This is a genomic window from Nocardia sp. NPDC050793, from assembly GCF_040654065.1.
Taxonomy (GTDB): Bacteria; Actinomycetota; Actinomycetes; order Mycobacteriales; family Mycobacteriaceae; genus Nocardia.
In genome coordinates, this window is record NZ_JBFAHG010000001.1 from 1,225,931 (window position 1) to 1,237,798 (window position 11,868).

Consider the following 11,868-nt stretch of genomic DNA (forward strand, 5'->3'; position numbering starts at 1 on the left):
CGGTCGCAGGTGATCCAGGAGTTCGCGCGGACTCCACGGACCGTTCGACGTAGCTGGTCACCGGTTCACCTTCAGGAGCGCGAGCTCCTCGGCGAGAACCTTCACCGTGGAGCGGATCTGCTCCTCGGTGTGGCAGGTGGTGATGAAGAAACGCAACCGGGCCGCGTCCTCCGGTACGGCGGGATGCAGGATCGGGTTGACGTTGATTCCCCGCCGCAGCAGGGCATTCGACAGAGCCAGCGTCGTCATCGAGTTGCCGACGATGCACGGAACGACCGGGGTGTCGTGGCTGTCGCCGGTGTCGATGCCCGCCTCCTTCGCGAGCTCGAGGAACAACCGGGACAACCCGCGCAGTCGCTCGAAAACCTCTGGCTCGGACCGCATCCGGCGCAGCACGGCCAACGATGCCGCGGCGTTGGCCGGGGTGATGCCGACGCTGTAGACGAAGCCGGGGGTGGTGTATTTCAGGAACCGGATCAGGTCCCGGCTGCCCGCGACGTACCCGCCGCAGCCCGCGAGCGCCTTCGACATCGTTCCCGACCACAGCTCCACGTCGGCCCGGTCGACGCCGAAGTATTCGCCGATGCCGCCGCCGGTCGCGCCGAGCACGCCGATACTGTGCGCCTCGTCGATCATCAGCAGCGCCTTGTGCTTCTTCTTCACCTCGATCATCGCGGGCAGGTCGGGAATGTCGCCGTCCTGGCTGTACACGCCCTCGATAACGACGAGCACCCGCCGGTACTGGTGCCGGATGTCGGTGAGCATGCGGTCCAGCGCGGCGTGGTCGTTGTGCGGGAACGGGCGCCGGGTGGCGCCGGAGAGCTTGCAGCCCTGCAGGATGCTGTCGTGGGCCAGGCTGTCGTGGACGATCAGGTCGCCGGGGCCGACGATGTGCCCGATCACCGTGACGTTGGTGGCGTGGCCACTGGTCAAGGTGATCGCATCCTCGGTGCCGAGCAGGGCGGCGAGCTCACGCTCCAGTTCGGCGTGAATCGTCTTCTCACCGGAGAGCAGGCGGCTGGCCGAGACGGAACTGCCGTACCGCGCCACCGCACCCTGCACCGCGGCGGTCACGGCCGGATGCCCTGACATACCGAGGTAGTTGTAGCTGGAGAAGTTCAGCACCTCGTGGCCCTGGATCACCGAGGTATCCCGGGTGACGCCGTCGTTGACGAGAAAGTACGGGTTGGTCACGCCGCTCTGTTCGGCCATGTCGATCCGTGCGGAGATCGCCTGCACCTCGGGGAAATCCGCGATGCGGTACTGCGGTTCCACGGTCGGCGCTTGCTCTGACAGCTCCGTCGCCGCCGGAAGCTCCACCGCCGGCGGAACTTCGGAACGCGGAGCGACGAGCGCGATCACATCGCCGAGCGTCGTCGCCGAGGTGAACCACTTCGGCTCGATGACGAGTCCCGGAATCTTGCGGGACAGACCGCCGAATAGATCGGCGATCATGATCGAGTCGAATCCCAAGTCCCCGCTGATGGTTTGGGCATCCTTCAGCTTGTCAGCCGGAAAACCACTGACCCGCGCCGTCTCCGCGCGAACCACCGCCGCGACATCGGGGGTCGCGCTGACCCGCTGCGGCTCGGCGATGGGCCGGGGCTGGATCGGCTGCGCTCCCGCATCGGGGGCGGCCTTGGCGGCGGCCGCCAGCACGGCGGCCTGCTCCCGGAACAGCGCGATCAGTTGGTCCATGGTGGTTTCCTCGGTGTGTTGGCTTGGGGCTGTGGGCGTTTCGGGCACGGGTGCGTCGATCCAGAAGCGGTGACTCGTGTCGAACTCGTATCCGCCGACGCGCCGGCGGATACGGTCGCCCGGCTCGTACAGCGCATCCCAGTTCGGATCGAGGCCCTCGCGGTACAGCGCCGCGACGGTATCCGCCAGTTCGTCGCCCGTGGCGTGCGGTCCGGGGCAGGGTGCGAGCACCGGAATGTCCAGGTCCGGATTGGCCCTGCCGAGCATGAGCGCGAGCGTGCGCTTGGGGCCGATCTCGATCAGCTGCGTCGGCTCGGTGGTCAGCGCCTCGGTCGCGGCGTCGGCGAATCGCACGGTGGCCTCGATGTGTTCGATCCAGTAGCCGGCGTCCATCGGCTCGCCGGTCTCGAGCAGGCGGCCGCGCAGCGTCGAGTAGACCGGGATGCTCGGCGGGTGGTACACGCACTCCCGCGCTACCTGCGCGAACTCCTCGCGCATGGGCGTCATCAGCGGCGAGTGGAAGGCATGCGAGACGGTCAGCGGCCGGACGGTGACGCCGCGGTCGATGAGCAGCGCGCCGAGGCGGGCGATCGCGTCCCCTGCGCCGGAGAGCACCACCTCTCGCGGGCCGTTGATCGCCGCGAGCGCGACCTCTGGCTCGTTCGCGATCAGCTCGGCCACCGCCTCGGGTGTCTCGCGAACCGCGAGCATCGCACCGCCGTCGGGCAGCCGCTGCATGAGCCGCCCGCGGGCGGTGACGAGTCGGCACGCGTCGTCGAGGGAGAACACCCCGGCGACGGCGGCCGCGGCGAACTCGCCGACGCTGTGACCGAGCAGCCAGGCGGGCTCGACGCCGAGCTCGAGGAGCGTCTTGGCCAGCGCGTACTCGACCGCGAAGATCGCGGGCTGCGCGAACTCGGTGCGGTGCACGAGTTCGCCTTCGCCGAGCAGCAATTCGGCCACCGAGCGTTGCAGGTGCGCCGCCATGCGCTCGTCCACGTCGGCGAGCGCCCGGCGGTAGACCGCGGACGCGTCGTACAATGCGCGTGACATTCCCGGATACTGGGCACCCTGCCCCGTGAACAACCAACCGATCGACGGACGCTGCGCGACACCAGAATTGGCGTCCAGCAACGCATCCTCCTCCGCGGAGTCGCGTAGTGCGGCGACCGCGTCGTCACGGTCCCGCACCACCAGCGAAAGACGGTAGCGGCCCGATGACTTCACCCGATTGGTCGACCAGCACAGCCTGCTCAGCTCGTCGGTGCCATGGGCGAGACGTTCCGCGAAGCGAGCGGCGTTGCGCCGCAAGCCCTCCCGGTCATTGGACGACAGGGTGAGCACGCCGCCGCCCGCTGCCTTGGGCGTCTGCGCCGCTGCCGGAGCGCTCGCCAGCAGCATGTGCGCATTGGTGCCGCCCATGCCGAAGCTGGAGACCGCACCGTGAATCCGGCCGTGCGGCAGCGTCATCGGCTCGGCGAGCAGCCGCAGCCCGTGCTCCGCCATGCGCAGCCGCGCGTTCTCGTCCGCCGCGTACCTGGTGGGCGGCACGGCGCGATGGTGCAGGCTCAATGCCACTTTGATCAGGCCTGCGATACCGGCGGCGCCCTCGGTGTGGCCGAGATTGCCCTTGATCGAACCGATCGCGCAGGGCAGCGCGCGCCGCGCCGCGTGCACCGCGCCGAGCGCCTTGACCTCGATCATGTCGCCGAGCACCGTCCCGGTGCCGTGCGCCTCGAGGAACGCGACCTGATCCGCGGTCACTCCCGCGCGCCGATAGGCCTCGCTGACCACCTGCTGCTGAGCCCACCGGTTCGGCGCGGTGATCCCATTGCTGCGGCCGTCGTTGTTCACCGCGCTGCCCGTGATCAGCGCGTAGATCGGCAGCCCCTCGGCCTGCGCGTCCGCGAGCCTGCGCAGCACCAGCACCGCGACGCCCTCACCGCGACCGATGCCGTCGGCCTTGCCGCTGAACGGCTTGCAGCGCCCGTCCGGCGCGGACAGACCCGCCTGCGTGTAGAAGACGTTGAGCGCGGGGGTCACCGCGATGTTGACGCCCGCGGCGAGCGCCTGATCGCACTCTCCGGCGCGTAGCGCGACGCAGGCCTGGTGCACGGCGACCAGCGACGACGAGCAGGCGGTGTCGATCGCCATGCTCGGACCCTTCAGGTCGAGCTGGTAGGAGAGCCGGTTCGCGGTCATGAAATAGCCGTTGCCCGAACCGATTTGCGGGGTGATGCGGGCGTAGTCGCGCATCTGCACGGTGGCCCATTCGTTGGCCATGACGCCGACGAAGACGCCGGTGTTCGAGCCCGCCTGTCCCCGCGGGTCCAGTGTGGCGTCCTCGAACGCCCGCCACGCGGATTGCAGCAGCAGCCGCTGCTGCGGGTCCATCGCCTCTGCCTCCCGCGGCGCGATGCCGAAGAACTCGTTGTCGAACGCCTCGGCGTCGGCCAGGAATCCGCCGGTGCGGTTGTTGACCTTGCCCGGCGCACCGGCGGAATCATGGAAATCGTCCGCGCGCCAACGCTGCCCGGGGACCTCGGCGATGGCGTCCGCGCCCGCCATCAGCAGCGCCCACAGCGCCTCCGCGTCCGGCGCCTGCGGGAACCGGCAGTCGATACCGACGATCGCGATCGCGTCGCTCGGGTTCGGCGTGCGCGCGGCCCGCCTGCACGTGATCCGCTCGGTGCGTTGACTCATGCGGCCAGCTCGGGCCGGTCGGCGATCTCGTCGGTGATGAAGACGGCCAGGTCGAGGATTGTCGGGTAGTCGAACACGATCGTCGGATCCAGGTCGAGATCCCACTCGAACTCGATATCGCCGTGGATGCTCACGGCGGCCACCGAGTCGATGCCCAGTTCGGCGAGCGGGCGGGTGGGGTCGATGTCGCGCGGGGAGCGGCCGAGGTGATCGGCGACTCGAGCGGTGATCCAGTCGACGACGACGGCGCCCTGCTGGGCCAGCACAAGTGTTCTCATCTGCGTGATCTCCTGAGTCCTTCGGGTTGCTGCTTCGGTCAGACGGTGGCGAGCGCGCCTGCGCGCAGGCGCTGGACGGATGGTTCGATCTCCTCGTGCAGCACGCCGTCGACCGTGCGGTCCAGGAACGCGGACCGCATCGAGCTGCGCTGTACCTTGCCGCTGGTGGTGCGGTGCACCGAGCGGTGCTCGACGAGCAACACGCTCGGGGCGGGGAGATCGAAGCCGCGCGACACCGCCGCCTTGATCCGGGCGGCCAGTTCGGTCGACGGCAACTCGCCCAGCGCGGCGGTGCGGACACCCTGGACCACGAGTAGTCGCTCCTGGTGCTCGGTGTCGATCGACAGCACGACCCCTGGTGCGTCGGACACGGCCGGATGGGCGTCGCGCACGGCCTCCTCGATGTCGTGCGGATACAGATTGCGGCCGTTCATGATGATCAGGTCCTTGAGCCGCCCGGTAATGAAGAGTTCGCCGTCGTGGCGGGCGCCGAGATCACCGGTCCGCAGGTACGGCCCCACGCCCTCGGTGCGGGCGGCGAACTTCTCCGTGGTTTCCGCGGGCCGATGCCAATACCCCTGCGCCACACTGGGTCCGCCGAGCCAGATCTCGCCGACGTGCCCCTCCGGCAGCGTCCGCAGGGTGAGGGGGTCGACAATCCTGATGTCCAGACCGGGCGCCGCCGCGCCACAGCTCACCAATCGAGTCCCGTTCTCGGCGGGGACGATTCGGTCGCGCTCGAGAGCCGCGGAATCCACGTCGAGATACACCGGCGGTCGGCCGACGCGTGCCGCGCTGGCCAGCAGCGTGACCTCCGCCATCCCGTACACGGGCAGGAACGCGTCGGGGGCGAACCCGGCGGGACCGAGCCGTTCGATCACCGCGTCGAGCGTGCGGGAGCGGACCGGTTCGGCGCCGTTCAGCACCGCCCGCAGCGAGGACAGGTCGAGTCCCGCGAGCTGCGCGTCGGTCACCCGGCGGGCGAGCAGCTCGTAGGCGAAGTTCGGCGCCACCGTAACCTGTGCGCGATAGCGGTCGATCGCCTCGAGCAGCCGGACGGGACGCTTGAGGAACGTGATCGGCGACATGTAGACGAGGTCGGCGCCCGCGTACAGCGGCTGCAGCAGCATCCCGATCAGTCCCATGTCGTGGAAGTGCGGCAGCCAGCTCGCGATGGTGCTGGTGTCATCGATCTCGGCCGCATCGCGGATGGCCGCTTCGTTGTGCATGAGATTGCCGTGCGAGACCACGACGCCCTTGGGCTCGCTGGTGGAACCCGAGGTGTACTGGAGGAAGGCGACGGTGTCGCCGGTGATGCCGGGCATGACCCAGGCGTCCGGATCGCCGAGCGGTTCGGCGTCGGTCGTCGCGACAGTGACGGGTGCGCCGTCGCGGTCGAGCAGCCACGCGGCCAGGGGTTCACGCAGTTCGGTGCTGGTGAGGACCAGCCGAGCGCCCGCGTCGTCGAGCATTCCCGCGACGCGGCGCATGCTGCGCGCGTCGTGCGGCACGGGCGCGGGTACCGCGATCACCCCGGCGTACAGGCAGCCGAGGAAGGCGCGGAGGAACCCGGGTCCGGGCGGGTAGAGCAGCAACACCGGACGGTCGGCGTCGTCGCGCCGGGAGAGCCAGTCGGCCAGCGCCCTGGCGTCCCTGTCCAGCTCGCGGTAGGTGGCGACGTCCTCGACCAGCTCGCGGCCCGCCTCGCGCAGGTAGGTGTACTTCCTTGTGTCGCCGTAGGCGCTGACCTGACCGCGCAGGTGTGCGACGAAGTTGGCATGCATCCGGTGAGCTCCTGGCGGGCGCGATTCGTGTACCGAGGGTGGAGGGCGAGGTCCAGCGTGTCCGTGTAGCGGCCTCGGTATCTATGGTCGGCCCGCAACCTTCTCGCAAATAGGCACCAAAGGTGTGGAGCGAGCTCACCCCTGGAATTCGCGCCGGGTCCGAGGGCGCGTGTCGCTGGGCTTTGTCGGCGGGAAACTCGGCGGGATGGCACGGGGTTGCTCGATGAACTGTCAGTTGGAGGCTGGAATCGGGACGGCCGAATATTGCGTCAACAGCGAAAACACCTGCGCCTACCGCGGATTCGAGCGGTAGGCGCAGGTGATGTGACGCGAGCTGGATTCTCGGCGATGGCGGAACGAATCAGTGCGCTGAAAGTAAAACGCCAGTAGTCCAGAATTCGAGGCACGCCACGGACGCGATCAGCGGTCGAATCCACGCCGCCGGTTTCAGGACGACGCTCGACCGAGCGGTGCGCCCGTTACTCGTTCTCGGCGACGAAGAAATTCGCGGCGATGGGCTCGAGCGCGAGCAAATGCGCGAATCGGAGCGGATCGAACCGCGGACGGTCGAGCTGCGGCAGGTTCGATTCACGCGACTGCCGATATACCGCGAGCACGTACCGGTGCGGTCCCGAGCCCTTCGGCGGGGTCGGACCGGCGTAAGAGACGATTTCGGCGCCGCGAGCGATGTCGAGTCCCGGAATATTTCCGACCGCCCAATGCAGCCAGCACAGTCCGTGCGACGTCGCCCTCGATGGCGCGTCCACGTCGAACATCAGGACCGTATGCGTACCGTTTTCCCGCAGCGGCCATTCCAGTTCGGGGGCACTCGCCGTCTGCTCGACCGACAGTTTTACTCCCGGCGACACCCGCACATCGCCATACTTCACCATCGCTTCGGCGCCCGCGAAGGCGTCGATTCGGTCGGGAACGAATCGCTCGCGCTGCAACACGGTGAGGAGAGCGTCATTGGCATTCACGTCGTGGATTATGACGCCGTCGCGCCGCTCGGCCCGGCAGGACGCGCCGCCCGTCACCCGCTGGACCTGCACAGATGGCGCGCGGGACCGACCGCTGTGCGCCGCCGAGCCGCAAAGCGAACGACGGCCCCCGAATTCAGAGCTCGGCGACGCAGACAACGAAGCGGCGCTGATTGTAAACGAATCCGTAATTCCCCGAAGCACATTGATTGACATCGGTAATGCCCTGTTTGACCTCGAGCACGCGCACGCCCTTCGCCACGCCACCCGCGGCGCAATCGATGTGTTTCGGATTGCCGTTGCCGAGTTCCATGCAACCACCGACCACCCAGTCGATATCCATGCACAACGAACCCTGCTGAACTCCGCGTACGCTTACGCCGTAGGCCTGGTCGGCGTCGCCCGCGCATTGGCCGTCGGCGGGCACCTTGTCGAATACCTTGTAGCTGGAACCGCCACCGCCACAGGCGGTTTTCTCGATCGCGTTCGCGCCGCCGTCGCCGAGCAGCACGCAGTCACCGACGTTCATCTGAATCGCGGTCGGCGCCTTGCTCGCCTGGCTGAGCACGCCCTCGACGATGGGCTCCGAGGCGGTCGGATCGGGCTCGACCGAGGTCGTCGGCGGCGCCGATGTGGTTGTCGCACTTCTGGTCTCGACTACAGCGGGGCTCGCACTACCCGCGGGCTCCGGGCCATCCATGGAAAACGCGACCATGATCGTCAGGCCCGTGCACAGCGCGAACACCAGCATGAATGCGGCCAGGGCGAAACCGGCACGGATACGTTGGCGCGACATATCTCGCCCTCCACAGCTGTCACGCTTCGACCTCGCCCTGACGAGATCTGAAGTCTGAAACTTTCACTCTGAAAACTCACGGAATGCTTACACACCATGACTGCCGTGTCGAATCGACGCCCTCCGAGGCGCTTTCGGTCGCTCGACTAGGTCACGAACAGGCAACGATGCGCGGATTTCCGGTCCGATTATGTTTATGAGCAAACATTTTCGGGCACAGCGCCGCCCGTGCGCTATTACAGTCGCGCGCCATCCGGCCACCGGAGCCGGAGACCTCGTCAGAAGGAAATTCAGCATGAAGTTCGGCACGCTTGCCACGACGACCCTCATGGTCGCCGCCGCGGTGGGAATCGCAACGAGTACCGTGAATGCCAATCCGCCTGAGAAGCAGGAGATTTCGGCGTCCGGCGTCGATCAGGGAGTCGGCTACCGCGCGGTCCTGTCCGATTCGTCCCGCGTCGTCACGACCACCGTCGAGGGCGGCCGGTTCGAGCTCGCCGACAATGGCGCCAAAGTGTTGCTGAAGTCCGATCGCGGCGCGGTCGTCACCGACGTGCCGCTGACATACGAGCTCTCCGGGCAGCGCCTGTCGGTGGCCAACGAGATCAGCGCCGACGGCCGAAAGCTCACGCTCACGCCGACGGCGGACGCGAAAGCCATCGGCGAACTGCAGCAGGTCGACTCCATGGCGCGCCTCACCTCAGAGCTCAACAAGAACGTGGTCGGCGTGGTTGCCGGAGGGTTGTTGGGCGGCCTGATCGGAGCCGTGCTCGGCCTCGGCTTCTTCAGCATCATCACCGGACCGATCGGCGCGGCCGTCGGCGCGATCGCGGGAGGGGCCATCATGGGCGGCCAACCGTTCATGGACGCGATGAACGCGGCCATCAGCGGCCAGCCCTGACCTCCTACCGGAGATCGTCGGCGGTCGGCCGTATCGCGCGCACCCGACCGCCGACCACATCCACATCGGCCATCGCCCTTCGGCCTCGCCACCGATCGATGGCAACCGCTCCCGGCGAAGTGTGACGCGGTGATTCGGCCGAACGTCACACCAGGTCCGTGCAGCCGAAAAGACTCGAGGCCGGAGAGATTGGGACATCCCTCCGGCCTCGAGCCGTTAGTGGCGCCGGTACGGGCGCTGCAGCCAGGTCAGCAATGCGTCGGTGACCTCGGCGGGTCGCTCTTCCATGACGTAGTGGTCCGCCCCATGAATGCGGGTGAGGGTCGCGTCCGGCAGCCGCCGCGCCAGATCCTGCGCGATGGTGAAGGGGCAGGCGGTATCGCGGTCGCCCCAGATGATCGCGGCCGGGCAGTCGATCACGGACAGGTCGGCGAGCTGTGGTTGCGGCCGCACGCTGTAACCGGCGAAATAGTCGGCGTACCGTTCGCGGCCCGAACGGGTGTCCATCCATCCGACGTAGTCATCGAGCATGGCGGTGTCGAATGCGTCCCGGCGCACATAACGTTGCATGGCACGGCGGTGGAGCTTGCCGAGCGGCGCCGACATCAGCAAACGGCGCAGGGCCGGCTGCCGTGCCTGCGCGCCCAATGCCGCGAACAACAGGTAGTACGGCGCGGGAAAGGTGCGATGCGCTCGCGAGTTCAGGATTGCCAGGCGCCGCAAGCGATCCGGGTGGGCAACCGCGAATCCCACAGCGAGGTAACCGCCGTAGTCGTGCCCGGCGACGTCCACCCGATCGAGTTCGAGGGCGTCCAAGAGCGCGGGAATCAACGCCACCTCGGAGTTGTACTCGCAATCCGCGCCGGGCGGACGGTCCGAAGCGCCCCAGCCGAACCAGTCCGGCGCGATCACCCGGCGGGTCGCTGCGAGCGCGCTGATCTGGGCGCGCCAGCAAGAGTGGTTCTGGGGGTAGCCGTGCAGAAGCAGGAGTGTTTCGCCTTCGCCCTGCGCCAGGTAGCGCAGCCGAGCACCCGCCACCATCGTGGTGTGGAGCCTCCCACCCGACATCTCGGTCATGGCATCACGGTAAGCCGATCCCGGCCGCGAGGACATCGTCGCGCGGATGGAGGCCGCTCTCCACCTCGAGACGGATGATCCGTGTGAACGCTTCACCTGAAAGCGAGACTCGGTCGGACTGACCAAGCTTGCGATGCCGCGCATGGCCGCCGCTGAGAGGTTGTAGTAGCGGTGGGGTCTCGATACGGCGCAACCCGGCGGTCGTGATATCCGGCGACCCCGGACGCCGGGTTCCAAATCAAAGGTCGAGCAACCAAAAAATGGCTGAGGCCAGAGAGATCGAAATCTCTCTGGCCTCAGCCGTTTGTAGCGGGGACAGGATTTGAACCTGCGACCTCTGGGTTATGAGCCCAGCGAGCTACCGAGCTGCTCCACCCCGCGTCGGTGAATACCAGATTACACACGTCTACGCAGAGAAGGCAAATCACTTACCCGGAGGACCATCCGGCCAGGTCAACGGCCCGCGCGCGTCCGAAGCGAGCGATGTGGGCGGGTCATCTCCACGCCATAGACGTTGTCGCCACTGGTTGCGAGCGCGAAACACGGACGTCGAGGACAAACCAGCGGTGCCGGACCGAGGCGGAGACGCGCGTGCTTCGACCGGAAACACGGACCCCTTTGCGCCGACCAACCGTCCAGTTCTGCGTTCAAACGTGACGGGGGTCACTATTTCAGAGTGATCTCGACCACATAACGGTGCTATAACGGACCGCCCGTTCCATGCTCGAGGCATTGCCGACCAGTGCAAATGCCGATTTCCGCGTTATTCGTTTCATGCAAATGCGGGAGTTATCAAGATGTGATCTGCCGAGATTTCTTCGTTACCGTCGGTCCACGGCCCGGATCACCCGTGATGGGCACGAACTCGAACCGCCGAACACCGGCGACCCTGTCCCGCGGTTCGAGGACCCCGACCTCCTGGGGACAGGGACGCGATACTTCGTCGAGCCGGTGGGCGCAGGGAGGGAAACCACCATGTCTGAGAACCGGAAGTTCAGCACCCGCGCCCTCGGCCTCGCCGCCGTCACCGGCGCCCTTGTTGCCGTCCCGTTCGCACTCTCCACCGCCACCGCCGAGGCCGCGCCGACGCACAACTGGGACGGAGTCGCCCAGTGCGAGAGCGGTGGCAACTGGGGGATCAACACCGGTAACGGCTACTACGGCGGTCTGCAGTTCTCGCAGAGCACCTGGGCCGCCAACGGTGGTACCGGCTACGCCCACAACGCCAGCAAGGACGAGCAGATCCGGGTCGCCGAGAACGTGCTCGCCACCCAGGGCGTCGGCGCCTGGCCGACCTGCGGTAAGTACCTGCAGGCAGGCCAGTCGGCTCCGGAGCCGCAGCCCGAGCCCGTCGCCCCCGCGCTTCCCGTCCCCGCGCCCGAGCTTCCCTCCCCCGCGCCCGAGCAGAGCCAGGACATCGTCGAACAGGTCGAGAGCTCCGGCGCCGAGCTGGCCAAGCAGTACGGCCTGGAGGGCCAGTACCAGCAGCTGCTGCAGCAGCTAGGGCGCTAATCGACTCGCTGGGCAACTGACGCCGAAACCCCCGTCAACCGCCCAGCACACAGAAGCGGGGGGGGCGGGACCGGGGGGGGCGGCGCCCCCGCGCCGGGGGTGGAGGTGACGCGCGGCGGCCCGGCGGAGCGGGCCCCCC

The 11,868-nt window shown here is 67.8% G+C and carries 8 protein-coding genes and 1 tRNA gene; 2 read left to right on the top strand and 7 right to left on the bottom strand.

Annotated elements, in window-relative coordinates; all coding sequences use genetic code 11:
• Positions 1 to 57: 57 nt before the first annotated feature.
• The 5 genes from AB0H50_RS05445 to AB0H50_RS05465 form a co-directional block, all read right to left on the bottom strand.
• On the bottom strand, positions 58 to 4,401 hold the full coding sequence (locus AB0H50_RS05445; protein ID WP_357447074.1) for an aminotransferase class I/II-fold pyridoxal phosphate-dependent enzyme: 4,344 nt from the start codon (positions 4,399 to 4,401) through the stop codon (positions 58 to 60).
• Positions 4,398 to 4,679 (bottom strand): acyl carrier protein, encoded by a 282-nt coding sequence (locus AB0H50_RS05450; protein ID WP_357447077.1) that lies wholly within the window; start codon positions 4,677 to 4,679, stop codon positions 4,398 to 4,400. The genes AB0H50_RS05445 and AB0H50_RS05450 overlap by 4 nt, the downstream gene beginning before the upstream one ends.
• A 38-nt stretch (positions 4,680 to 4,717) precedes the next feature.
• Complete coding sequence (locus AB0H50_RS05455; protein WP_357447080.1) at positions 4,718 to 6,463, bottom strand: fatty acyl-AMP ligase; 1,746 nt, start codon at positions 6,461 to 6,463, stop codon at positions 4,718 to 4,720.
• Between the two features lie 479 nt (positions 6,464 to 6,942).
• Positions 6,943 to 7,500, bottom strand: a complete 558-nt coding sequence (locus AB0H50_RS05460; RefSeq protein ID WP_357447083.1) for a YbhB/YbcL family Raf kinase inhibitor-like protein — start codon at positions 7,498 to 7,500, stop codon at positions 6,943 to 6,945.
• Positions 7,501 to 7,579: 79 nt separating this feature from the next.
• Positions 7,580 to 8,239 (bottom strand): hypothetical protein, encoded by a 660-nt coding sequence (locus AB0H50_RS05465; RefSeq protein WP_357447086.1) that lies wholly within the window; start codon positions 8,237 to 8,239, stop codon positions 7,580 to 7,582.
• A gap of 328 nt (positions 8,240 to 8,567) precedes the next feature.
• Between AB0H50_RS05465 and AB0H50_RS05470 the strand changes: the two genes are divergently transcribed.
• The gene (locus tag AB0H50_RS05470; protein WP_357447089.1) at positions 8,568 to 9,140 is read left to right on the top strand and encodes a hypothetical protein; all 573 of its coding nucleotides are present in this window, start codon (positions 8,568 to 8,570) and stop codon (positions 9,138 to 9,140) included.
• Positions 9,141 to 9,356: 216 nt separating this feature from the next.
• Here AB0H50_RS05470 and AB0H50_RS05475 read toward each other — a convergent pair whose 3' ends face one another.
• The gene (locus tag AB0H50_RS05475) at positions 9,357 to 10,217 is read right to left on the bottom strand and encodes an alpha/beta hydrolase (RefSeq protein WP_357447092.1); all 861 of its coding nucleotides are present in this window, start codon (positions 10,215 to 10,217) and stop codon (positions 9,357 to 9,359) included.
• 307 nt (positions 10,218 to 10,524) lie between these two features.
• A tRNA-Met gene (locus AB0H50_RS05480) sits at positions 10,525 to 10,598 on the bottom strand.
• Positions 10,599 to 11,192: 594 nt separating this feature from the next.
• Between AB0H50_RS05480 and AB0H50_RS05485 the strand changes: the two genes are divergently transcribed.
• Positions 11,193 to 11,729 (top strand): transglycosylase family protein, encoded by a 537-nt coding sequence (locus AB0H50_RS05485; protein WP_357447095.1) that lies wholly within the window; start codon positions 11,193 to 11,195, stop codon positions 11,727 to 11,729.
• Positions 11,730 to 11,868 lie beyond the last annotated feature (139 nt).

What these genes read in the sequence shown, in the direction of transcription:
- AB0H50_RS05450 (WP_357447077.1), bottom strand. Translation starts at nt 4,679, where the DNA reads ATGAGAACACTTGTGCTGGCCCAGCAGGGCGCCGTCGTCGTCGACTGG.
- AB0H50_RS05475 (WP_357447092.1), bottom strand. Translation starts at nt 10,217, where the DNA reads ATGACCGAGATGTCGGGTGGGAGGCTCCACACCACGATGGTGGCGGGT.
- AB0H50_RS05470 (WP_357447089.1), top strand. Translation starts at nt 8,568, where the DNA reads ATGGTCGCCGCCGCGGTGGGAATCGCAACGAGTACCGTGAATGCCAAT.
- AB0H50_RS05445 (WP_357447074.1), bottom strand. Translation starts at nt 4,401, where the DNA reads ATGAGTCAACGCACCGAGCGGATCACGTGCAGGCGGGCCGCGCGCACG.
- AB0H50_RS05465 (WP_357447086.1), bottom strand. Translation starts at nt 8,239, where the DNA reads ATGTCGCGCCAACGTATCCGTGCCGGTTTCGCCCTGGCCGCATTCATG.
- AB0H50_RS05485 (WP_357447095.1), top strand. Translation starts at nt 11,193, where the DNA reads ATGTCTGAGAACCGGAAGTTCAGCACCCGCGCCCTCGGCCTCGCCGCC.
- AB0H50_RS05455 (WP_357447080.1), bottom strand. Translation starts at nt 6,463, where the DNA reads ATGCATGCCAACTTCGTCGCACACCTGCGCGGTCAGGTCAGCGCCTAC.